This is a genomic window from Pantoea sp. AG702 (assembly GCF_003182295.1).
In the GTDB taxonomy this organism is placed as follows: Bacteria; Pseudomonadota; Gammaproteobacteria; order Enterobacterales; family Enterobacteriaceae; genus Pantoea; species Pantoea ananatis.
On the sequence record NZ_QGTU01000005.1, the window covers coordinates 33,357 to 55,620 of the forward strand.

The following is a 22,264-nucleotide window of genomic DNA, read 5'->3' on the forward strand; positions in this document are numbered from 1 at the left end:
TAAGGGTTACCAGGCATAACACACTTTGATGCCCATCTTTTCTCTCGCTGGCACAGCTTAAATCTTAGACGCCAGCGTCAGTGTTTTTTAGAGCCTTCTGGTGGGCCGTCGTTGTTCAAACGGTGTTTATCGCGCTCGGGAAGATCCACCCGGCGGCGACTGTTCGCTGTGGCCATGCCTTTTTGTACTTCAACAATCGCAACTTTGATGGCTTTCAGCCTGGTTGCGTCCTCGGTTTCACTTGCCATTGCTTCAAGTTGAGCAATAAGTGCATTGCTGGATATCGGACTTTCTGATTTCAGTAAGATCAGAACGGCCTCACCAATCATGACATCCGTTATTTTTTCTTCTTCACTTCTGTACATACTGGCTTCTCTGATTACGAATTTGTAGCCACGCTCCGGCTACGATGACGGGGGACAGCTAACCTTCCCGCGTCAGCTGTGGGCAGTACTATCCCTGTGAGTAAACATGGTACTGCCCGATCAGAAATTACTTCAGGTAACGAATTAATTTTAAAGCGTTAAATTTATATTAGCTTTCGCGACTAAACAGTAATCCAATCAGCTCCTGGTAATGACTTTGCTGCTCTGTGGCATCACAACCGTCAAGACGATGGAGCAATTTACTGCAAATTGCTTTGCGTGAAAGTGTTTGGCCTGCGCGCAGTAGCTCAACAACAATCTCACCCAGCGTTTCCTGCTGAGAGGGCAAATTTGCCTGGCTGAAGTAACGGGCGATGTCGCTGGTATTATCCGGTGCATGTCCGTTCTGACGCATACGATTATCCTCAGGTGGTTAAAATGTACTTTGCCATAGAGCGAAAGTTATACATCTTTCAAAAACTTGTACAGAATTTTGATGGTCTTAACGGGAGTTTTTTGTGCAAAAAATGCTAATTGATTAAAAACAGAGAGTTACAGAGGTGTGAAGTAGGGCGGATGTTATCAGGCATTGTGCCAAAATTAAGCTTAAAAGTTAACACAATGCGTAAAATATGAGCATAGAACTATTTTATGACAATGTCATCGCCGTCGTTGTCTGAAGATCCTGAAAACGCTGATTTGCGTGCAGACCAGCCTCTGCCTGAAGTCAGGCGCGAACCAATTTGCCTGAAACCCATCAGCCATTTGGTTGCATCATCAAGTTGTGACAGCCTGGCTTCATCCACTTCAGACCGGGTCATTACTTTAAGCTCATCGACAAGAGACTCCACACTGACGTCCTGATTGATGGCGATCAGGTTCAGAGCGGCTTCGCCGATGATCGTGTTTGTCAGGTGCTGCTGGGAAAGTAACAAAATGACCTCCTTTGCCTTTCATACGACAAGTTTATTTTAGCAAAGAATAGCGTTCCTGTTTTGCCCTGCGCGCGCTCAGCGTTGATCCATCCACTTTATGGACCTGCATCAGGACGGTTTCTTCATTATTCGATGGCGCTACACTGCTGGACTTTTACTTTCAGAATAACTAATTAGCCACTCTGCATTACAAAACTTAAAACTTCCATTCATTTCATTAAAAAACTTCACAAAGTGTTTCTGTGTGAATTTTATAGCCTGTGCTATAAAATTTAGCACGGGCTAAATTATTGGCGCTTTTTTCATTAATCTCAGGATGACGAACATGGTGAGTAAATTATCGGTTTCAACACTTGGCATGATGTTGAGTGTTTTTATTAGCCTCAACAGCTATGCGGCTGATAAATTTAAGGTTGTCACGACCTTCACCGTTATTGCTGACATGGCAAAAAATGTGGCAGGGGAGGCGGCTGAGGTGACGTCAATCACCAAACCTGGTGCCGAAATTCATGAGTATCAACCGACCCCAGGCGATATTAAACGTGCACAGGGTGCACAGTTGGTGATGGCTAATGGTTTGAATCTGGAATTGTGGTTTCAACGTTTTTATCAACATCTCAAAGGCGTTCCTGAAGTTGTTGTTTCAACGGGCGTTTCTCCGATAGGAATAGGGGAAGGACCTTATAATGGCAAACCCAATCCTCACGCATGGATGTCACCGGATAACGCACTGATCTATGTGGATAATATTCGTGATGCGCTTGTAAAGCACGATCCGGCCAATGCCAGCACCTATCAGCAGAACGCAGCCGCCTATAAGCAAAAGATCGTTGCAGCACTCGAACCTGTTCGTAAGCAACTCGCCGCCATACCAGAAAACAAACGCTGGATAGTGACCAGCGAAGGCGCTTTTTCCTATCTGGCACGTGATTTAGGGCTTAAAGAACTTTATCTCTGGCCAATCAATGCCGATCAGCAGGGAACGCCACAGCAGGTTCGGAACGTCATCGATCAGATGAAAAAGAATGCCATTCCCGTCATCTTCAGTGAAAGCACCGTCTCCGATAAACCTGCACGCCAGGTCGCGCGCGAAACGCACGCACATTATGGCGGTGTGTTATACGTTGACTCATTAAGCGCGGCCAGGGGGCCTGTGCCAACGTATCTTGACCTGTTGAAAGTTACCACCCAGACGCTGGTTAACGGCATTCAGGACGGGATGAAAACACCATGAACCCCACAATTGTCGTTTCGGACCTCTCGGTAACCTACCGTAACGGGCATACAGCGTTGCACAACGCCAGCTTTAGCGTGCCAGCCGGGTCAATTGCTGCACTCGTCGGGGTAAATGGTTCGGGTAAATCTACGCTTTTCAAAGCGCTTATGGGATTTGTACCTGCGCGATCGGGCCATATCAGCGTACTGGGATTGCCAACGCGTAAGGCGCTTCGCCGTAGCCTGGTCGCCTATGTGCCGCAGGCCGAGGAGGTTGACTGGTCTTTTCCGGTTCTGGTGGATGATGTGGTTATGATGGGGCGCTATGGGCATATGGGCCTGATGCGTATCCCTAAACGGCAGGATCGCGATCGGGTGACTGACGCGCTGGCACGCGTTGACATGCTGGATTTTCGCCATCGCCAAATCGGTGAGCTTTCCGGCGGTCAGAAGAAACGCGTTTTCCTTGCGCGGGCCATTGCGCAACAGGGCGAGGTGATTTTACTGGATGAACCCTTCACCGGCGTTGATGTTCATACCGAGGCCAAAATCATCAGCTTGTTGCGTGAGCTAAAGGAGGAAGGAAAAACTATGCTGGTTTCGACCCATAATCTTGGCTCCGTGACCGAGTTTTGTGATTACACCGTCATGGTTAAAGGCACGGTTCTTGCCAGCGGCCCCACGGCGACGACGTTTACGCAGCAGAATCTGGAGCGCACATTCAGTGGCGTACTGCGCCATGTCATGACTGAGGGCGGTATCACGCAGGTTATCGCCGATCATGAACGTCCGGTTAATGCATCCATGGACACGCATTCATCATGGGGTAAACGATGACCGCGCTCCTTGAACCTTTTGGTTATCAATATATGTTGAACGCCATGTGGATTTCAGCCATGGTCGGCGGGCTGTGCGCCTTTCTGTCCTGTTATCTGATGTTAAAGGGCTGGTCGCTTATTGGTGATGCGCTGTCACACTCTATTGTTCCCGGTGTCGCGGGCGCTTACATGCTCGGACTGCCGTTTGCGTTGGGCGCTTTTTTATCAGGGGGCTTAGCGGCAGGGAGCATGCTGTTGCTCAACCAGCGCACGCGGCTGAAAGAAGATACCATCATCGGCCTGATTTTTTCTTCGTTCTTCGGCCTTGGGCTGTTTATGGTTTCCCTCAATCCCACTTCGGTAAATATTCAGACTATCGTGCTGGGCAATATTCTGGCTATTGCGCCTTCCGATATCATTCAGCTGCTTATTATCGGACTGACTTCTGTCGCCATTTTGTTTTTCAAATGGAAAGATTTAATGGTCACCTTTTTTGATGAAAACCATGCTCGCGCCGTTGGTTTAAATCCGATGCGTCTTAAGATCTTATTTTTCACTTTGTTGGCCGTTTCGACCGTGGCTGCGTTACAAACTGTGGGCGCGTTTCTGGTTATCTGTCTGGTTGTCACGCCAGGCGCAACGGCCTGGTTGCTGACCGATCGCTTTCCCCGGCTACTTGCCATCGCGGTTGCCATTGGCAGCATCACGAGCTTTATGGGCGCGTGGGCAAGTTATTATCTTGATGGCGCAACGGGCGGCATTATTGTCGTTGCGCAAACGTTACTGTTTTTACTGGCCTTCATCTTTGCGCCTAAGCACGGTGTGCTGGCGAATCGTCGTCGTGCCCGGGCGCATGCTGTGCGGGAGACAAGATGATGTGGCTGGAACCTTTTCAGTTTGGTTTTATGAATCATGCTTTACTCATCGCGGCGGTGGTTGCCGTGCCTTGTGCGCTGCTGTCAGTCTTTTTGGTCCTGAAGGGCTGGGCGTTGATGGGTGATGCGATGAGTCATGCTGTCTTTCCAGGCATAGTGCTGGCGTGGATGATGGCATTACCTCTGGCAGTGGGCGCATTCAGTGCCGGTTTGTTTTGTGCTGTCGCCAGTGGCTACCTTAAAGAGAACAGCAGAATCAAGCAGGACACGGTTCTGGGTATTGTTTTTTCCGGGATGTTTGCGGTTGGCCTGATTTTGTACATCGCCCTGAAACCGGAGATCCACCTCGACCATATTTTATTCGGCGATATGCTGGGGATCAGCCAAAGCGATATTTTTCAGACGTTAGGCATTGCTGCTGTGATTGTCGCTGTTGTCGGCCTGAAATGGCGCGATTTCATGCTGTTCAGCTTTGATCCTCAACAGGCTCAGGTGTGCGGGCTTTCGGTGCGCTGGCTGCATTATAGCCTGTTGTGTATGGTGTCTCTGACCATTGTGGCAACGCTTAAGGCAGTAGGGATTATTTTATCGATTTCATTGCTTATTGCACCCGGAGCGATTGCCGTTTTGCTGACGGATCGGTTTTCCCATGCGTTGATACTGGCGACGTTTGTTTCGCTGGTTGTCTCACTCTGCGGCGTTTATCTCTCATTTTTTATTGACAGTGCTCCCGCACCAACCATTGTGGTGCTTTTCGCTCTGGTCTTTATCGTCAGCTTTATCACCACTCACTATAAACTTTCTCGCCTGTCTAAATCCTCCTGCTGATTACTGTGCTGGTCGCCTGAATGAACAGGGCGACCAGCCGTGTTAATTAACGCAATCGTCGTCTTTTTACCTCTTACCCTGAAAATAAGTGCTAAACCTAATGACGTACATACGCATGTAAACATCAGGGTTATCCAGCTTTCCCCGTTCTTATCTCGCCCGTTATGTATAAGTAACCGATCACCTAACCGGCCCTGCAACCATGGGAAAAAGACAATGTCAGAAACAATACCGTTAACGATGCAGGTCAATGGTCAGACCCGACAGATCAGCATCGATCCTCGCGTAACCTTATTAGATGCGCTGCGCGATCATCTTAACCTGACCGGTACCAAGAAAGGGTGCGATCAGGGGCAGTGCGGTGCCTGTACCGTACTGGTAAACGAGCAGCGGGTACTGAGTTGTCTGACACTGGCCGTGCAGACGCAAGGTAAAGCCGTGACCACAATTGAAGGTCTGGAACAGTCCTCGGGTGAACTGCACCCGGTGCAACGCTGTTTTATTGAGCATGATGGTTTCCAGTGCGGCTACTGTACGCCAGGTCAGATTATGTCTGCGGTGGCTTGTATCAAAGAAGGCCATACCGGTTCTGACGACGAAATTCGGGAATATATGAGTGGCAACCTCTGCCGCTGCGGTGCTTATCCTTTCATTCTTGATGCCATTAAACAGGCCGCGGCGGAAATGGCGGAGGAGGCACGATGAATGAATTTCACTGGCAGGTTGCGCAGTCCGTTGAGGATGCTGCTGGCGCCAAACAACATCCCCAAAATCATCTTATCGCGGGTGGGACGACACAACTCGATTTAATGAAATGTGGTGTCTTTACGCCGTCCCGGCTCACTGATATCGCTGGATTACCCAACTTGTCTGCGATTGATTTTGGTCAGGATAACATCACCATTGGCGCTCTGGTCACTATGAGTGAGCTGGCGAATCATCCGGCCTGTGAACGCGAGGCGCCGGCTTTGTACGGCAGCTTATGGCAGGCGGCGTCGCCTCAGATTCGCAACATGGCTACTATCGGCGGCAATTTATGCCAGCGCACACGCTGCGCGTATTATCGCGATCCGGCCACCTTCTCTGCGTGCAATAAACGCGTGCCTGGCTCCGGCTGCGCTGCGCGGCATGGTGTGAATACCAACCACGCTATTCTGGGAAACAGCGACCACTGTGTGGCGGTTTATCCCGGCGACCTGGCGGTCGCTCTGACGGCATTCGATGCAACGGTTGTGGTGCAAAACAGCCAGCAGCAGAGCCGACGCATTCAGATTGAAGATTTCTTTCTTCTGCCAGGTGATACACCCCATCATGAACATGCGTTGCTGGCGGATGAAATCATCGTAGCCATTGAGATCCCATGCTCCCCGGCGCTTAAGCAGTCTCACTATTTAAAAGTCCGCGATCGCACCTCCTACGAATTCGCCAGCGCCAGTGCAGCCGTTGGACTCACGCTTAATCAGGGAATGATCGAAACGGTCCATATTGCTTTAGGTGGTGTGGCAACAAAACCCTGGCGCGCGCGCCGCATTGAACAGGCACTGACAGGACAGCCTTTTGAGCACCAAACGCTGTATGAGGCTGCAGAGCTGATTAACCAGGAAACACAGGCGCTCTCCGGGAATGCGCATAAAATACAGCTTACACCGCGGGTAATCGCACGCGCCTTGATGGCGGCAGGAGAAATCGTATGACCCATGACCAAAACGACCTGCTTCACAGTGGGAACGCCGTGGATTCCACAGGCGATCACAACGAACGCTATCGCCGCGCACCCGCAAGCCTGTCAGGACTGGGAACGCCGCGCACCCGGGGTGATGGTGAGGTTAAAGTGACAGGAAAAGCGCGTTACGCGATCGAACATACACCCGAGAATGCTGTGCACGGCGTGGTCATCCAGTCCACCGTCGCCAGCGGTCGCATCAGACACATGGATACCACTAAAGCAGAAAGCGCAGCGGGTGTTATTGCCGTTTATACGCATCTCAATTCACTGAAAATTCATCAGCCGACGGCAATCGCTGACGGGGGCGCCGCGCAGACAACCTACACGCCGATCCAGGATGACGTGATTATTCACAACGGTCAGAACATTGGCCTGGTGGTGGCCGAAACCTTCGAACAGGCAACTTACGCAGCTTCGCTGGTAGAGATTGACTATGATACCACGCCTGCGCTGATATCACCGACAGATGAAGGGGTGGAACCCAAGCCGCTCCCACCTCAGGATATTGAGATGGGTGATGCGCAGAGCGCCATGAACCAGTCTGAAGTCCGCATCAATCAGCGCTACACGACCCCGCGTGAATACAATATGCCCATGGAACCCCATGGCTGTATTGCACAATGGGAGAACGATCATATGACCGTCTGGGAACCCAGCCAGTGGGTGATGGGCGCCCAGGTCGAAATTGCGGAATGGATGGGCATCTCACCCAAACAGGTGCGTATCATTTCGCCCTATGTGGGGGGCGGCTTCGGTTCTAAGCCCGTGCCTTACACACATGTTGCGCTGGCCTGTGTGGCCTCGCGCACGCTCAATCGTCCGGTTCGTGTGTCACTGACGCGACCGCAAACCTTCACGGGTTTGGGCGGACGTCCGGCAACCTCACAACAGCTGGAAATGGGGGCGACGCGGGAAGGAAAGATTCAGTCCGTTATCCTGCGCAGTTTTAGTGAGACATCACTTATTGACGTGTTCGCCGAAAACTGCAGCAAGGTCACTGGCCGCATGTATGCCATCGAAAACCTCTCTGCCCAACATCAGGTCAGACCTATTAATACGGTGACGCCTGGCTGGATGCGCGCACCGGGTGAAAACCCCAGCGCGTTCGGTCTTGAAGTGGCGATGGATGAGATGGCTTACGCACTGGATCTTGATCCCCTGGCTTTTCGGCTACTTAACTGGGCCGATCGTGATTACCAAAAAGATCTTCCCTGGAGTTCACGTCGGCTTAAAGAGGCCTACCAAAAAGGGGCTGAGGCGTTTGGTTGGGATAAACGCGTCATGGCGCCCCGATCGATGCGTGAAGGACGCGAACTGATTGGCTGGGGAATGGCCTCGGGGACCTACCCGGTCAACACCATGCCAGCGGAAGCTAAAATCCTGCTTTCTCCGCAAGGTCAGTTCGTTGTGCAGTGCGCAGGAGCGGATATTGGTACCGGCACTTACACCATACTGGCGCAAACCGCCGCAGATATTCTGGGCGTTGATTCACAGCGCATTGATGTTGAATTAGGCGATACGCAACTGCCCCGGGCTGGCGTTGCGGGCGGCTCCCAGCTGGCAGGGAATCTGACCGCTGCCGTAGACGATACCGCGAAAAAGCTGCGCGCCCGTTTACTGGCGTTGGCCAGCCAGACCTCAGGTTCCCCTCTTGCCGGCATTTCGCATGACCAACTCACTCTGGCCCAGGGTGGCATCCATCTCACGGCTAAACCGTCTCAGGCCATTGATTTGGGGGCGCTGCTTAAGCTGGCTAACCTTAATGGGCTCAGCGTTGAAGGCGGCACGTTTTCACCGAACATGTCTGCGCAGGAACGGGACAGCGTTACCGGTAGCCTGAATGAAATGAGCCGACCGGATACGGTCTCGGCACACAGCTGGAGCGCACAGTTTGTTGAGGTGCGGGTGGACGAAGACTTTGGCACCATACGGTTGAAACGTATGGTCGCGGCCTTCGACAGTGGCCGACTTTATAATCCTAAACTCGCCCGAAGTCAGTGGGTGGGCGGCATGATCATGGGGGTAGGTCAGGCATTACTCGAAGGCGGCATTATCGATCCGCGTAATGGTCGGGTGATTAACAATAATCTTGCCGATTATCTGATTCCAGTGAATGCGGATATTCCCGAGATCACCACCATTGATGTCGGTGAACCTGATTATCAGGCCACGAGCATGGGCGGGAAAACGGTCGGTGAACTGGGCATCGTGGGCGTGGCTGCGGCTATCAGCAATGCGGTTTATCACGCGACCGGTAAGCGCGTCAGGGATTTACCCATCACGCTGGATAAAATCCTTTAAATATGGGTAGCGAGGTTGCCGGGAAGGCGGATGTGAAGACGGCGATTGTGCTCACGGCGGCGGGGATGAGCCGCCGGTTTCGACAGGCAAGCGGCCAGCATAAACTGCTGGCGGTACTGCAAGGAAAAGCCGTCCTCCGGCATTCGCTGGAACAGGCAAGGGCAAGCGGTATGGATATAATTGTTGTGACGCGCCCGGAAGATAAGGCTATTCATGTGCTGCTGGACAACGTGCGTGCTGTTTTCTGTGTCAGTCAGGGGCTGGGAGATTCCATAGCAGCAGGCGTCAGCGCCTGCCTGGACTATGATGCCGTCATTATCGCGCTCGGCGATATGCCTTTTGTCACGACTGACAGCTATCAGGCGGTGGAGCAGGCGTTGCATGCTTCACCGCTTGTACGCCCGTGGGTCAAAGGACAGCCAGGCCATCCGGTTGGCTTCCAGCGAGCATTTTTTCCCGCGCTGCAACAGCTTTCAGGCGATACGGGGGCACAACATTTGCTGTTAAACCAGCAAATCCGCTATGTGCCGCTCAGCGATCGGGGCTGCCTGGAGGATATTGATTACCCGGAAGACCTACTGCGAGTAAGGAGCAGCTCATGATTACGCTGGATCAGCGGGTTATCGAAACGGCCTTGAACTGGCATCAGGCGGGACAGGCGATTTGGCTGTGCACCGTGCTTCGCACCTGGGGTTCGTCCCCACGCGCGCCGGGGACAATGATGGCGATTAACGCCTGCGGTGATTGCTGTGGCTCGCTTTCTGGCGGCTGCATCGAAGAAGATTTCCTGGCACGTCTGGCGGAAGGGCATTACCGGATAAGCAGCCAGGTTGTCCGATATGGTGATGGCGGACGGCAAACCCGGGTGCAGTTGCCTTGTGGCGGCCGTCTGGACGTGCTGGTGGAACATCTGCTTCCTGACATGCTCAGCGGCGCGTTGTTAAGTGCGATGCATCAGGCGCTTATCGGCCAAACCCGGATGATCAAAAAGTTGTCCGTGGGCGAGCGCGCATCGTGGGAGAGGGTTGCAACGTCGGCCGCGTTACCCGTGCTTAGCTATCAGGACCCCGACATCGTGTTGCCAGTCGGCGCGATTCCTGAACTGTTGGTGGCAGGGTATTCCACGGTTGCGTTTGAATGCATTCGTCTTGGCCAGCTTCTGGGTTTTCATGTGCGCGTCTGTGAGCACCGTTCGGCAATGTTAAGTGAACTGGAGCGTCATTTTTCGGGTGAAGACAACGTGACGATTGTGCCGCAGCATCCTGCGCGCTGGCTGGAGTTAAACGGTGCCCATGCTGCTGTTGCCATTGTGTCGTTAACACACGATCCCCGTATTGATGAGTTAACCATGATGGAAGCGGTCAATACGCACGCTTTTTATATCGGCATCATGGGATCGGTAAAAAACAGCGCTAAGCGTAAGGCACGCTTAACGACGATAGCCGGATTGGCTGAGGATGAGCTGGCCAGGATTCAGGCACCGATAGGTTTGGCCATTGGCAGTAAAACGCCTGCGGAGATAGCGTTATCAGTGATGGCCGATATCGTAAGGGTCAAAAACCAACACTGATACTATACCAGCCGGTTCTGGCGGCGCGATGTTCAGTCTGCCGCCAGACCGCGCTTTAAGGCGATGCTTTCTCCAGCGAATAAAAGTAGGTTCCTGAATAGGGAACAGGCAGGAACGTGGTGAATATCTGCTGCAGGGTGTGTTCCGGATCAACGTCTTTAAACCGATCCGGATAAAGGGTTTTAGCAAAAAATTCCGCTGCCGCAACGTGCCACGGGCTGAGATAAAAGTTGTGCCACAGCGCGGCAGCATGACCGTTATGAAGGGCCCGAAGCTGCTTAAGGCCATTTTGTTGCGCAGTCAGCTGGATCAGGGACGCGCGTGTTTCAGCCGAACTGATGGCGGGACCGATCTTCAGATCCGATGAATCGCCGCTGTCTCCGCTACCTGTCGCAAAATAAAAATCCGGATGCGCGACAATCACGGCTTCTTCATTCAGTCGGCCAAAAACGCCAGCCAGGGTTTTACCGGCAATGTTATCTCCCCCTGCCAGCGACAACACCTCGCCGAGACTGCCATTCACAGCGGTGACGCAACATTCATTGCGGCGGCCCAGGTGGAGCTGTAACAGCACGGTAGGTTTAGGGCCTTGATAACGGGCAAGGCGCTGCTGAATAACCTGCATATGTTGCTGATAAAACTGGTTGAACGCCGATGCACGCTGTGGCTGATCCAGTACATCCCCAAGGATGGCAACACTCCGCGTGGTGTTTTGCAGTAAATGGACCCGCAAATCGATTTTAACCACGGGAATGTTCGCCGCTTTCAACGCCTTTTCCAGCCGTTGCCCGGCATCACTGCTGCGGGCGAACTCGGGCAGGATCACCACGTCTGGTTTTAACGCAATCACCTGTTCAGGATTAATATCATTTATTCCATCAAAACCTAACGCCGGTATGTTGAGCATCTCTGGAAATTTGTGCGCGAAAATATTCCATGTTTGCCGGTCATACTTCTTCAGATCCTGTGGCCAGCCGACCAGCCTTTTGAACGGATTGCCGGGTTCCAGCATGGCGAAGGTGTACAACATTCTGCTTTCGCCAAGAACAATACGCTGAGGACGATCGGGAATATCAACCCGATCGCCATTAATATCAGTAATCGTCTTGCCCCAGGCGACGCTGCTGACTGTCATGGAGAGCAGCAGGAGCAGGAGCCGCCAGATTGTTTTGCAGGGATTAGAATTCAACACGGGCTTGCACCATCAGGTTACGGGTTTCACCTTCACGTACGCGCAGGTTACCGCCGCTCGACGTGTAGTAGTGTTTGTTAAACAGGTTATTAAGATTCAGTCTTAACTGCGTTTTTTTACCCAGTAGCTGATTGTTCCAGGCAATAAAGCCGTCAGCGACAACGTAATCCGGCAAAGAGAAGCTGTTATCCGGATCGCCGGCGCGACTGCCAACATAGCGTGCGCCACCACCTACACGAAAATCACCGGGTAAACTGCGTATCACCAGGTTGTGACTCAGGTAAAGCGCCCCGGCATGTTCAGGTGCATTCTGAAGGCGATGGCCGTTGTTGGCCGGATTAATTCTGTCATCGACGATTTCGGCATTGTCATAACTGTAATTGGCACTGATGTCCCAGTCGGGCGCCACTTCACCATTAACCTCAAGCTCAACCCCTTGAGACCGCGCCTTGTTAATAGGGCGGGTGGTGCCGTTAATGCTCAACGACATCTGCCTTTCATCAATGTTGTAGAAGGCGACCGAGGCGAAAAGGCGTGGGGTGATTTGCCATTTGCTCCCTGCTTCCCATGTCGTTCCCTGTTCGGGTTGACTCACATTGCCCGCATCATCAACATCGGTTGACGGGGTAAAGGATTTACTTATGCTGGTGTAGAGCGAAATATCTGGCGTGATTTTATAAATCAGCCCGGCCTGCGGCAGGAATTTATTCCCTTCATCATCCAGTGTCTGAACGACCGGGTTAAAACCTTTTGAAGCCCGTTGCTCATAATGTTGGTAACGCCCGCCCACGACGGCGATCCAGTCGGATGTCAGCGAAATGCTGTCTTTGACATAAACCGAGCGGCTGTGGATACGGTTTAAGTTGTTGGCATTCGCCGTATTCTCTGTCGTGCTGTCGGTGACGGGAGAAAACATGTCATAAACCGGATTGAAATAGTTGAAGCGCCTGTCATTCTTGCCCTGATACTGATGCGCCCGATAGGTTTGGTTCATTTCATAATCGGTGCCAAACACCAGCGCATGCGTCATGCCAAAAAGTTCCGGATTGCCCAGAACATCCCAGGAAACGTATTTGGTTTTTTGATTAAAGCCGCGATTGGCATCCGCGCGCCGGGTGACAACGCCGCTGGCAGGATCAATGGCCGTTACCCGCACCTCATTATTGTCATAACGGCGCTGATTCCAGCCAAGCGTCAGGCGCGTGCTCCAGCTGTCGTTGAACTGCCAGTCATAATGGGCGTTCAGCGCCTGATTGCGTCCCCAGGCATGATTGGCTTTATCGTCCAGCCGCTGTTTGTAGGGCAGTGAGAGGGGTGAGCCGTTGATAAACGCGGTGCCGCGATCGTAGGGAATATCATAACGATAATCGCTGTAACTGATTAACAGGCTGGCCTTCTCCCCATACCATTGAAGAGAGGGAGCCAGCAGCGAGTGTTCATCACTGCCAAAGTTACGCCAGTAATCCTGGCGTTGTTTTTCCGCGATGAGCCTGAAGGCAACGCCGTTGCCCAGTGGGCCCGTAACATCCAGCGTACCGGCACCGCCGCCTTCGCTTGCGTAGCGGCCACTGACCGCTGAGTGCCAGGAATATTGCGGCTTTTTGCTGATCACGTTGATGATCCCACCGGGATTCTGAATACCGTAGAGTAACGAAGCCGAACCCTTTAGCACCTCGACGCGTTCCGTGGTGGCATCCAGATTGAGTCCCTGGCTGCTGCGGATGCCGTCGCGATAAACAGACCCATCAGAATTACTCCCAAAACCGCGCCGCACAAAGCCATCTTCCGTGCCTGCCAGGGTGTTTGCTTCAGACACGCCACTGACAAAACGCATTGCATCACTCAGGCTGCTGGCCTGGTAGTCATCAAGCTGTTGTTGTGTCACGGTACTGACAGACTGTGCCTCATCCAGACGTGCCACCGGGGCTTTGCTGGCCACGCTGGTGGTGGGGATGGTGTAGCCATCGTGACGCTCTGCGTCACTGGTTACCGTCACCGTATTATCACTGACCGCCGCCAGGCCTTTACCCGAGGCAAGCAGCGCGCCAGAACACATCGCCAGCATGACTGCCTGCTGGATCCCCAGGTTTTTAATCTCGTTGGAACGTTTTTTCATTATTTTTTCGCTGATCATCAATGACAGAAATAAAGGGAATAACCCTGTGTATTGCGTGTATTTATTCAGCGACGGGCAGATGACCTCATCACCTCGCCCTCGCTTTTTTGTAATTGATAATCATTCAATCATTGGCTGATGTAGTAGTAAACAGAAAAGAGAGGGTTTTCACTACATTCTGAAATGTTACCTGGCATGCAGTGAAAGCGGTGCGTGAAGGGCTTTATATATTGAATTTAATGATTTTTTTAATTCATGATGGGCGAGTGAACGCGTAAGCTGTCCCAGGATAAGGATCCTGTGGGCGATGAAATTGCTTGCTGACTACATTGTGCAGGGCCATTATCTGCAGGCGGGAAATGAGAAACATTATCCTTTATCCGGCTTATTGGGGCCTCCTGCATTCAGGTTTCCGGCACTCATGTCGCTTCAGGATCAATACGTGCGGGAATAACATCACATGTTTACTAGTGAAAATGATAAGGCGGACGATCATCGCAATGCAGACTAAAAGCCGCGTTGATATCGTGGGTGAGCGTATCCGGTCACGTGAGCATCAACTCTCTCCACGCCTTCTGGCTGTCGCGCATTACATCAATAGCAACCGGGAAACGGTGCTTGACAGCACGGCGATGGATATTGCTGACGCCAATCATACCTCTGACGCCACCGTTATCCGCGCAATCCAGGCGCTGGGGTTTTCGGGCTTACGCGATCTGAAAAAAGTGCTGCAGGCCTGGTTCGGCCCTGGCATGTCGTCAGAGGAGAAGATGACAACCACGGTCAACGACGTAACGCGTGATGTCACCTCGTCAATAGACTTTGTTTTGCAGGGGCACCTTCATGCCTGCCATGTTTTATCCTCTGAACAAAACCGTCAGGCGCTGGCCGAGGCTACCGGATTGATGATCGAAGCCCGTCAGGTTGCCATTTTTGGCATCAATGCCTCAGGCATCCTTGCGGACTACAGCGCCCGCCTGTTAAACCGAATCGGCCTGGCGTCATTCTCACTTAATCGGGCAGGGATAGCGCTGGCGGAGCAAATGCTGGCCTTGCAGCGCGGCGATGTGCTGATCATGATGGCGCAGAAGTCTGCCCACCGTGAGGGAAGCATCGTGGTGCGTGAAGCCAAAAGACTCGGCGTGCCCATTATTTTACTCACGAATGCCACTGACTCCTTTTTTGCCCGCGAAGCGGATGTGGTAATCAACGTTCCACGCGGTGGAGAGAAGGGGCGAATTCCGCTCCATGGCACCGTAATGGTTTGCCTGGAGATGATGATTTTGTCGGTTGCCTCCTCCCTGCCTGACCGCACCGTGAAAACCATGAAAAGACTGCAGGACCTTTACCGCGGGCTTAAGCCTGCGGCTAAAAAATAGCGCCTTCGTTGGGTGTCACACAGCTCCAACCTGATGAGGCCTGTCCACGGCCGCCAGGGTTGACGACATTGCCTCCGTCCTGGCCTCGCCGGGCACGTTTTTCGCGCTCCGGGCTCAGGTGCGGCTGTGGCTGGCACTTTTCGGAATTTTAAAAAAAGTTTTCGTTTTTGCGAGCGCACCCCAGCTTTCACCTGGAGCCTTTCACTCTCAATGGCTATTACTGAGCCGTGATGTTATTTGCTGTTCTTCGATTTATCCATCCTTGTTACATCCCTGAGCGGAGCAAATGATGAAGAGAGCGCGTGTGTGGTTTCCTGTATCCTTAGTGGCGCTGGCCACGGTGAGTGCCCTGACAACACCGCTGCCGGCCATGGCATGGGACAGTCTTACCGTATTCGGTGACAGCCTGAGCGATACCGGAAATGTGGGTCGGTTTACCTATAATTCTGCAACCAATCCGCTGTATGACGAAATCCTTGCGCGGCAGGCAGGGCTTACGCTCCAGCCTTCTTCCCAGGGCGGCAGCAACTACGCGGCAGGCGGGGCCGTTGCCGTACCCGCTATTAATCCGCAGTTTAATACTCAGGATCAGGTGGCGCGTTACCTCGCATCGACCAACGGTCGGGCCGATCCCAACGGATTATATATTCACTGGATAGGCGGTAACGACCTGGCCGCAGCCGTTGCGCTTCCTCCGCTGGCAACCACCCTCATTGACAACAGTGCCGGTGCGGCCGCCAGTCAGGTGAAAGCGCTGCTCAATGCTGGCGCAGGCACCGTGATTGTGCCGACAGTCCCTAACGTAGGCGCCACGCCCGCACTGATCGAGGCGATTCTTCAGCCGTTTAGTGCCGCAGCCGTGTCCGCTGCCTTTCAGTCACTGGATGCTGCCGCAACGCCCAACAGTGCCGCCAGACAGCAGGCTATTCAGGCTGCGTTCAATCAGGCAGCCGGACAACTCTCCGGTGTCCCGGCGGTTCGCGATCTGATTGCACAGCAGTTATTCGCCGCCTGGCAACAGCTGAGCGCTCAGGCGGCAGCCTTGACGGCGCGGTACAATCAGCTGGAGGAAAACGCGCTGGCAAATACCCAGGGAAATATCGTCCGGGTTGATATTAATGGGCTCTTTAGTGAAGTCATCGACAACCCCGCGGTTTATGGATTGAGTAATACCGCAGGCATGGCCTGTCCGCCCGGAACCTCCTCCGTTGACTGTACCTCATCAACAGCAGGTTTTTCGTCCCAGCAAAATTATCTGTTCGCCGATCGCCTTCATCCCAGTCCGGCGGTACATGCCATCATTGCCGACTACATTCAGTCGATTCTGGATGCACCCGCGCAGGTTGCGGTGCTGACGCAGGCCCCACTCGCCATGCTGCATGACATGCACAACACACTGGATGGTCATCTTCAGCAGCAGCGCAAGCAACCTACTGAGGCCGGTCAGTTCACCGTATTTGGCGGTTATGCCGGTCAGCATGCCCGCAATAAAAACGATGTTTTCAATGATGGCGACACCGATACCGCCAACCTGTCTGTGGGCATCGGTTATCAACTGAGCGATAACTGGCAGGCCGGTGCATTGCTGTCGACCGCCAGTCAACGCCAGCATCCCTCTTATCGGTATGATTACCGACTGCGTGGCAATATGGTTGCGCTCTGGAGCCAGCTGCAGCTGATGGATCGGCTCTGGCTTAACGCCGACGTCCACTATGCGGATCTGGATTACGACGCAATAGAACGGCGGATAAAACTTGGACCTGCAACGCGAACGGAGCAGGGAAGCAGCGGGGGTAAACTGATGGGGCTGCGCGTCCAGACAGGCTGGGATTTACCGTTAGGCGAGGTCATCACTACCGGTCCGGTAGCCAGCTATGCACTGGACTACGTGCAGGCAGATGCTTATCAGGAACGGGGCGACAGCAGCAGCGCCATGCGTTTCTCCGATCAAACGCGGCACTCACAGATTGGCGCAGCGGGCTGGCGTATCGACACCCAAGGATTATGGATAAACCCCTGGGCGCAGGTCAGCTATAACCACCAGTTTGGCGACACCGACTCAGCCGTGAGCGCGGGGTTAAAATCTACCCGCACCACCTTCCGGCGCACCAGCGCCGGCCAGGATAAAGACTGGGTGGATATGGCCGTTGGCGCCAATGTGCCCTTGGGCGAGGCGGTGACCGCATTTGCCGCTGTTTCGACGGTAGTGGGTGACCGTGATTATCGCGACGTCACATGGAACCTGGGCCTGAGCGCTCGTTTTTAAGAGGATGTCGTCGCAGGGACGCGATAAAAGTTTGCTTGCTCATGAACCCGGGCGCTGGACTGCCGGATACCCCGGCCTGTGTCCTGAGGTCATCGCCACGAGATAAATCGTTACCTGGCTGAGGGAGGGTGAACGGCTCAGAAAGTTTGACGGATCCCGCTTCGCAAGCGGGTTTCGGTAAGGTATAGTGCGCGTTTTTGGAGGAACCATGCTGACCCAATCATCTACACGGCTCAATAAATACATCAGTGAGAGCGGAATATGCTCCCGCCGCGATGCCGATCGCTTTATCGAACAAGGCAACGTTTTCATCAATGGCAAGCGCGCGGCGGTAGGTGCCCAGGTCTTTGCAGGCGATGTCGTAAAAGTGAATGGTCAGTTAATTGAGCCACGTGATGAAGATGATTTGGTGCTGATTGCGCTGAACAAGCCAACCGGCATTATTACCACTATGGAAGAAGGCGAGCGCGATAACATCAGTGATTTTGTCAATCACAGCAAGCGCGTTTTCCCTATTGGTCGGCTTGATAAAGATTCTCAGGGCCTAATTTTCCTGACCAACCATGGCGATCTGGTCAATAAAATTTTGCGTGCCGGCAACAACCACGAAAAGGAATATGTGGTGACCGTCGATAAGCCTGTTACCGACGAATTCATCGCGGGCATGGCGTCAGGTGTTCCCATGTTGGGTACGGTAACCAAAAAATGCAAAGTAAAGAAAGAAGCGCCTTACGTGTTTCGTATTACGCTGGTTCAGGGGCTTAACCGGCAAATCCGTCGCATGTGCAAACACTTTGGCTATGAAGTGACTAAGCTTGAACGCACGCGCATCATGAACGTCAATCTTAAAGGGATCCCTTTAGGAGAATGGCGCGATCTCACGGATGATGAACGGGTTGAACTGTTTAAGTTACTCGAAAATTCCTCTTCAGAAGACAAGCCAGCGAAGAAAACACCACAGAAGAGTCCGGCGGCAAAGAAACCGGCAAAAAATGCCGTTAAACAGGGCGAAAAGTCAGAGGATAAACCGGCGTCACGCAAGCGCTTTACCCAGCCGGGTCGTAAGAAAAAAGGGCGCTAGAACGGATGCGCATCAATGAATCGTTTCCCTTTGATTATCCGTGAATACCGGCCCGAATGGGCGGATCACTTTTCTACCGAAGCTGCCGTTATCGCGGCGGCATTGGGTGAGCATCTTGTGGCTATCCACCACATTGGCAGTACGGCTGTTGAAGGGTTATCAGCCAAACCTGTCATCGATATTCTGGCAGAAGTGATGAATCCTGATGCGCCAACAGCAGAGTCTGGGCTAATACAGGCAGGCTATCAACCGCGCGGAGAAAACGGTATTCCGGGAAGGCGCTATTTTACTAAAGGTGTTCAGGCGCGGACCCACCAGATTCATGCTTTTCTCCCGGGGAGTCCGCATATCATACGGCACCTGGCGTTTCGGGATTATTTGCGACACTTTCCCGCGATTCGCCATGAATATGCTGCGGTCAAATACGCCGCACAACGTGCCTGCCAGGGCGATATGAAGATCTATTGCGCATTAAAACATGATTTTATTCAGTTTCATCAGCAACGCGCTTTGGCGCTCTTTCCCTTCTGATTTCTTCCACAGCCTCGTTCTCAATTACCCGCAACTTTTCTGGAATTTTGTTTCTGCCCTCTACACTTTTTCACTCAGCAGCAAGCGCGTACTGGCGTTTGCCGAAAGTGCCTGAAACGATGAGATAAAGCATGTGGGAACAGCCGATGCGTGCGAGAAAGCGTCAGGCCAGTGCCTCAGGCCGCATAATCAGAAGACGCCACCTTTTCAGGATGAAAACGACATGGCAGGATAAGCCAAATTACTAAGGAGTGGGCCTGATGTTACTGAAAGGTATGAATGATCCGTTACTTAAAGCGTATCAGCATCCAAAATCAAGGTTGATGATCAGTCGTTTCAGAGGGTTAGCGGGGGATCGTCGTCTCAGTGACTGGCAGGTTTTTTGTATTCTGGTCAATGGATTTACTAATTACTGGTACGTATTATCCGGTAATTTCAACATCCATGTTGAATATACTAAAACGCGGCAGTTCGATTTCATGCAGGATTTTTTGCATTTTTCTGTCACGCTCGATGGCTTATTAAGCGACGCGCACTTTCGCTGCCCCGATTTTATTTTGCCGCATTATGATGTTCCTTATGAATTTTGCCGCTGGCGCAGCAAGCGCGGTTATGATTCTCCGGTGACGTATGTTGGCAACCACGGTGTTAAATCCCATAAAGGTCTGTTTATTGCCAGCCACGATGCGACGCGAGATGAGTACCTGATGAAATGGGAAGGAACAGTCACGGTTTTTGATAAAGCCTTTTTTAAAATGGGAAGTTTTCAGACTACCTGTGACTTTTTAGTGAATGATATGACAAAAACCATTCGTGAAGGCGTGATCAAGCATTTGAGCCTGTATCGTGACCTGTATAATTATATTTTTCCCTCGCCCGTGGAAGCGCGTATTCAGGCGCGTGACAATAAACGTTATTTGGCAAAGAAATAAACAATCGGCCAGACCTCTCCTCGCAATCCGTTCAGAAGGGTAAACCGTTAGTGTCCGGAAGGCTCGCCAGGTAACTTCCAACGCAGCCAGGCATCCAGTTCAGTTTCGGCCATGGGCTTGATATTGAAATATTCATATGCGACATCATTATCTTGCGGGGGAGCGGCAAGGGGTGACGTCGCAGCGGGAAAACCGGTTTCATCCGCTAAGACGATCGTATTAAACTCTTTTAAGGTGCTAAAAATACTGTGCGCTATCAGACGTGAAGTGATTTTTGCATTGATCGCGTTTGCCAGGACGTTATTAAGCTTGATGATGACAGGCGGGCTTTGGCGAAGGTAGCGTATTTTGCTATAGCCTTTAGCGGCATCCTCCCACGACATACTGAATCCCAGACGTCTGAGCATTTCCAGCCCCAGCATGGCGGCCGGACTGTCAATGATATGCTCCGTTTTCACTATCTTGATGATGAGCAGTGAGACCGGCAGCCCTGCCTTTAGCATTTTCTCCGCCAGCTTTTCTGCAAAAGCGACGTCAGCAACATCTCGCTCGTGAAGACTTATCGTTACAGGTAACTGAATAGGGTGATGCCGGAGACGCTTAAGGCGGCAAATAGCGCGGTCGACCAGCCAGGCTGTGAGCTGTTTGTCCAGCTCTGTTCCCTCAGCCAGCGTGACAAAATTATCTGCCGGCAGGTCGCCGCGCAACGGATGGTGCCAGCGCATCTGTGCTTCAAGGCCCACAGGTTTGCCGCTTTTCAGGCATACCTTGGGCTGGAAAACTAAATATAAACCGTGATTGTGTCGTAAGGCTTCTGCCAGTTCGCTCATCAGGGTAAAATCTGGCGCACAGCCTGAATCGCTTAATTCATCAAGACGAAACGGCGAGACCTTTTGGTCACTCTCATATTCCAGCGCATTGACTGCTCGTCGGAGAACCTCATGGGCGGGGGCATCACCGGCAACAAAATCTGTTTGCCCGACGCAGGTGGTCAGGGCCATAGTCAGACCATCACCGACATCAGCACTGATTCCATTAAGACGCTCGACCACCCAGCGCGCACTGATGTGGCTGTCAGTATGGGTTAAAATCGCAAAACGCCCGGTGGCGATAGTATAAAGCATGCCGCCACTGATTGGTCGAAGGCGTAAAGGCAGAAGCGTCGCCACATCTTTAAGCAACGACTCCAGCGATGCCATACCTAACGATCGGGATAATTCGAACGCGCGTGACATATCGATACAGTCAATCAGCACCAGACGGCGAAAAGCCGTGTCGTTCAGATTAGCAAGGAGCTGTATATCACGAACAAGACGTTCCCGATTCGCCAGGCCAGTAACCGGTTCGACAAAAGCCGCAGAGTGCCAGGCGTCAAGGAATGCGATAACTAACGCTGCCAGGGATTCAAAGATATTTTTTTGCTGGTTGTCGAAAGGGCGCGGTACCGTATCCGTTACGCACAGCGTCCCCAGCATCAGGCCATTTTTGTTTTTTAGCGGCGTGCCGACATAAAAGCGGATGAAAGGCGCATGCGTTATTAACGGATGATGAGCAAAACGTGCATCACGGCAGGTATCCGTGACAACGACCGTTGCGCCGCCTTCGACCACGTGCCGGCACAAGGCCTGCTCGCGAGATGAATCTTGCAGCTCAATATTATAACTGGCGCGAACAATATGCTGTTCATCGGTCAGGACGGTAATATAACTTCCATGGGTGCCCAGCAGCTGGCTGGCCAGACGCAGAAATTTCTTCAGACCTTCATCCCGGCCGCGATCGGAAACGCTGAGTGCATTTTTTTCACTGGTGCGGTGAGGTTCCTTTTTAGTGTATTCCATAGACATTCCCGCTCCTGCCCGTTTGCTGAATAGAACTGCAAAAAAAGAGTGTACGACAAATGCTGGAAATAAAACCCAATCAATATAAAAGGCAAAAGCAATTAATTTATTTCTTGTGGAGAGTGAGTGTAGGAATTATAAAGTTTTCATGTCTTTTTACTTAATGCAAATTGTATCCGTATTTTGGCGTTGTTTTTTGGTTAAAAAGTTTGACGCTGAAATATTATAAATAATAGTGCGGCCATTTTAATCAAACGATTCACTTTTATTTTATCATTCAGCCTTAAATTAAATTT

20 protein-coding genes are annotated in these 22,264 nt (G+C 52.2%); 14 read left to right on the forward strand and 6 right to left on the reverse strand.

Annotated features, from left to right (window positions below; genetic code table 11):
- Positions 1 to 77 precede the first annotated feature (77 nt).
- From DFO57_RS14760 to DFO57_RS14770, 3 genes are all read right to left on the reverse strand, one after another.
- Positions 78 to 365 (reverse strand): hypothetical protein, encoded by a 288-nt coding sequence (locus DFO57_RS14760; protein ID WP_013028030.1) that lies wholly within the window; start codon positions 363 to 365, stop codon positions 78 to 80.
- A 169-nt stretch (positions 366 to 534) separates the two neighbouring features.
- A complete protein-coding gene (gene ycgZ / locus DFO57_RS14765) occupies positions 535 to 780 on the reverse strand; it encodes a regulatory protein YcgZ (RefSeq protein ID WP_019105874.1) in 246 nt (81 codons plus the stop codon).
- Positions 781 to 1,009: 229 nt separating this feature from the next.
- Complete coding sequence (locus tag DFO57_RS14770; protein ID WP_013028032.1) at positions 1,010 to 1,300, reverse strand: hypothetical protein; 291 nt, start codon at positions 1,298 to 1,300, stop codon at positions 1,010 to 1,012.
- 358 nt (positions 1,301 to 1,658) lie between these two features.
- Here DFO57_RS14770 and DFO57_RS14775 point away from each other — a divergent pair, with 358 nt between their 5' ends.
- The 9 genes from DFO57_RS14775 to DFO57_RS14815 all read left to right on the forward strand — a co-directional run bounded on the left by DFO57_RS14775 (position 1,659) and on the right by DFO57_RS14815 (position 10,633).
- Positions 1,659 to 2,534, forward strand: coding sequence for a metal ABC transporter substrate-binding protein (locus tag DFO57_RS14775; RefSeq protein ID WP_228525948.1), 876 nt, complete (start codon positions 1,659 to 1,661; stop codon positions 2,532 to 2,534).
- Positions 2,531 to 3,352: a manganese/iron ABC transporter ATP-binding protein gene (locus tag DFO57_RS14780; RefSeq protein ID WP_014333019.1), complete on the forward strand. Its 822-nt coding sequence runs from the start codon at positions 2,531 to 2,533 to the stop codon at positions 3,350 to 3,352. Before DFO57_RS14775 ends, DFO57_RS14780 begins: the two co-directional genes overlap by 4 nt.
- Positions 3,349 to 4,209 (forward strand): iron/manganese ABC transporter permease subunit SitC, encoded by an 861-nt coding sequence (gene sitC / locus DFO57_RS14785; RefSeq protein WP_042676837.1) that lies wholly within the window; start codon positions 3,349 to 3,351, stop codon positions 4,207 to 4,209. The genes DFO57_RS14780 and sitC overlap by 4 nt, the downstream gene beginning before the upstream one ends.
- Positions 4,209 to 5,036: a metal ABC transporter permease gene (locus DFO57_RS14790; RefSeq protein ID WP_019106861.1), complete on the forward strand. Its 828-nt coding sequence runs from the start codon at positions 4,209 to 4,211 to the stop codon at positions 5,034 to 5,036. The genes sitC and DFO57_RS14790 overlap by 1 nt, the downstream gene beginning before the upstream one ends.
- A 216-nt stretch (positions 5,037 to 5,252) precedes the next feature.
- On the forward strand, positions 5,253 to 5,741 hold the full coding sequence (locus tag DFO57_RS14795) for a (2Fe-2S)-binding protein (protein ID WP_024471490.1): 489 nt from the start codon (positions 5,253 to 5,255) through the stop codon (positions 5,739 to 5,741).
- Positions 5,738 to 6,730, forward strand: a complete 993-nt coding sequence (locus DFO57_RS14800) for a xanthine dehydrogenase family protein subunit M (protein WP_013028038.1) — start codon at positions 5,738 to 5,740, stop codon at positions 6,728 to 6,730. The genes DFO57_RS14795 and DFO57_RS14800 overlap by 4 nt, the downstream gene beginning before the upstream one ends.
- Entirely contained in the window at positions 6,727 to 9,063 is a 2,337-nt protein-coding gene (locus DFO57_RS14805; protein ID WP_014333022.1) for a xanthine dehydrogenase family protein molybdopterin-binding subunit, read from the forward strand. The genes DFO57_RS14800 and DFO57_RS14805 overlap by 4 nt, the downstream gene beginning before the upstream one ends.
- A 2-nt stretch (positions 9,064 to 9,065) precedes the next feature.
- Entirely contained in the window at positions 9,066 to 9,665 is a 600-nt protein-coding gene (locus DFO57_RS14810; RefSeq protein ID WP_013028040.1) for an NTP transferase domain-containing protein, read from the forward strand.
- Complete coding sequence (locus tag DFO57_RS14815) at positions 9,662 to 10,633, forward strand: XdhC family protein (RefSeq protein WP_014333023.1); 972 nt, start codon at positions 9,662 to 9,664, stop codon at positions 10,631 to 10,633. The genes DFO57_RS14810 and DFO57_RS14815 overlap by 4 nt, the downstream gene beginning before the upstream one ends.
- 55 nt (positions 10,634 to 10,688) lie before the next feature.
- Here the strand turns inward: DFO57_RS14815 and DFO57_RS14820 are convergent, their stop codons facing one another.
- Positions 10,689 to 11,825 (reverse strand): ABC transporter substrate-binding protein, encoded by a 1,137-nt coding sequence (locus tag DFO57_RS14820; RefSeq protein ID WP_014333024.1) that lies wholly within the window; start codon positions 11,823 to 11,825, stop codon positions 10,689 to 10,691.
- Positions 11,812 to 13,941 (reverse strand): TonB-dependent siderophore receptor, encoded by a 2,130-nt coding sequence (locus DFO57_RS14825; protein WP_110015515.1) that lies wholly within the window; start codon positions 13,939 to 13,941, stop codon positions 11,812 to 11,814. Before DFO57_RS14825 ends, DFO57_RS14820 begins: the two co-directional genes overlap by 14 nt.
- 500 nt (positions 13,942 to 14,441) lie before the next feature.
- Between DFO57_RS14825 and DFO57_RS14835 the strand changes: the two genes are divergently transcribed.
- The 5 genes from DFO57_RS14835 (at position 14,442) to DFO57_RS14855 (ending at position 20,130) form a co-directional block, all read left to right on the forward strand.
- Positions 14,442 to 15,320 (forward strand): MurR/RpiR family transcriptional regulator, encoded by an 879-nt coding sequence (locus tag DFO57_RS14835; RefSeq protein ID WP_014604578.1) that lies wholly within the window; start codon positions 14,442 to 14,444, stop codon positions 15,318 to 15,320.
- Positions 15,321 to 15,609: 289 nt separating this feature from the next.
- A complete protein-coding gene (locus DFO57_RS14840) occupies positions 15,610 to 17,586 on the forward strand; it encodes an autotransporter outer membrane beta-barrel domain-containing protein (protein WP_110015476.1) in 1,977 nt (658 codons plus the stop codon).
- Between the two features lie 208 nt (positions 17,587 to 17,794).
- Positions 17,795 to 18,667: a 23S rRNA pseudouridine(2604) synthase RluF gene (gene rluF / locus DFO57_RS14845; RefSeq protein ID WP_014598194.1), complete on the forward strand. Its 873-nt coding sequence runs from the start codon at positions 17,795 to 17,797 to the stop codon at positions 18,665 to 18,667.
- A 15-nt stretch (positions 18,668 to 18,682) separates the two neighbouring features.
- A complete protein-coding gene (locus tag DFO57_RS14850) occupies positions 18,683 to 19,198 on the forward strand; it encodes a GrpB family protein (protein ID WP_013028047.1) in 516 nt (171 codons plus the stop codon).
- Positions 19,199 to 19,458: 260 nt separating this feature from the next.
- Entirely contained in the window at positions 19,459 to 20,130 is a 672-nt protein-coding gene (locus DFO57_RS14855) for a hypothetical protein (RefSeq protein WP_014333033.1), read from the forward strand.
- Positions 20,131 to 20,177: 47 nt separating this feature from the next.
- Here DFO57_RS14855 and DFO57_RS14860 read toward each other — a convergent pair whose 3' ends face one another.
- Positions 20,178 to 21,974: an EAL domain-containing protein gene (locus DFO57_RS14860; RefSeq protein WP_110015477.1), complete on the reverse strand. Its 1,797-nt coding sequence runs from the start codon at positions 21,972 to 21,974 to the stop codon at positions 20,178 to 20,180.
- Positions 21,975 to 22,264: the final 290 nt, after the last annotated feature.

Excerpts from the sequence above, each read along its gene's own strand:
- ycgZ (WP_019105874.1), bottom strand. The coding sequence starts at position 780 with ATGCGTCAGAACGGACATGCACCGGATAATACCAGCGACATCGCCCGT.
- DFO57_RS14810 (WP_013028040.1), top strand. The coding sequence starts at position 9,066 with ATGGGTAGCGAGGTTGCCGGGAAGGCGGATGTGAAGACGGCGATTGTG.
- DFO57_RS14800 (WP_013028038.1), top strand. The coding sequence starts at position 5,738 with ATGAATGAATTTCACTGGCAGGTTGCGCAGTCCGTTGAGGATGCTGCT.
- DFO57_RS14840 (WP_110015476.1), top strand. The coding sequence starts at position 15,610 with ATGAAGAGAGCGCGTGTGTGGTTTCCTGTATCCTTAGTGGCGCTGGCC.
- DFO57_RS14855 (WP_014333033.1), top strand. The coding sequence starts at position 19,459 with ATGTTACTGAAAGGTATGAATGATCCGTTACTTAAAGCGTATCAGCAT.
- DFO57_RS14795 (WP_024471490.1), top strand. The coding sequence starts at position 5,253 with ATGTCAGAAACAATACCGTTAACGATGCAGGTCAATGGTCAGACCCGA.
- DFO57_RS14835 (WP_014604578.1), top strand. The coding sequence starts at position 14,442 with ATGCAGACTAAAAGCCGCGTTGATATCGTGGGTGAGCGTATCCGGTCA.
- DFO57_RS14815 (WP_014333023.1), top strand. The coding sequence starts at position 9,662 with ATGATTACGCTGGATCAGCGGGTTATCGAAACGGCCTTGAACTGGCAT.
- DFO57_RS14850 (WP_013028047.1), top strand. The coding sequence starts at position 18,683 with ATGAATCGTTTCCCTTTGATTATCCGTGAATACCGGCCCGAATGGGCG.
- DFO57_RS14825 (WP_110015515.1), bottom strand. The coding sequence starts at position 13,941 with ATGAAAAAACGTTCCAACGAGATTAAAAACCTGGGGATCCAGCAGGCA.
- DFO57_RS14860 (WP_110015477.1), bottom strand. The coding sequence starts at position 21,974 with ATGTCTATGGAATACACTAAAAAGGAACCTCACCGCACCAGTGAAAAA.
- DFO57_RS14805 (WP_014333022.1), top strand. The coding sequence starts at position 6,727 with ATGACCCATGACCAAAACGACCTGCTTCACAGTGGGAACGCCGTGGAT.
- DFO57_RS14790 (WP_019106861.1), top strand. The coding sequence starts at position 4,209 with ATGTGGCTGGAACCTTTTCAGTTTGGTTTTATGAATCATGCTTTACTC.
- rluF (WP_014598194.1), top strand. The coding sequence starts at position 17,795 with ATGCTGACCCAATCATCTACACGGCTCAATAAATACATCAGTGAGAGC.
- DFO57_RS14775 (WP_228525948.1), top strand. The coding sequence starts at position 1,659 with ATGATGTTGAGTGTTTTTATTAGCCTCAACAGCTATGCGGCTGATAAA.
- DFO57_RS14780 (WP_014333019.1), top strand. The coding sequence starts at position 2,531 with ATGAACCCCACAATTGTCGTTTCGGACCTCTCGGTAACCTACCGTAAC.
- sitC (WP_042676837.1), top strand. The coding sequence starts at position 3,349 with ATGACCGCGCTCCTTGAACCTTTTGGTTATCAATATATGTTGAACGCC.
- DFO57_RS14760 (WP_013028030.1), bottom strand. The coding sequence starts at position 365 with ATGTACAGAAGTGAAGAAGAAAAAATAACGGATGTCATGATTGGTGAG.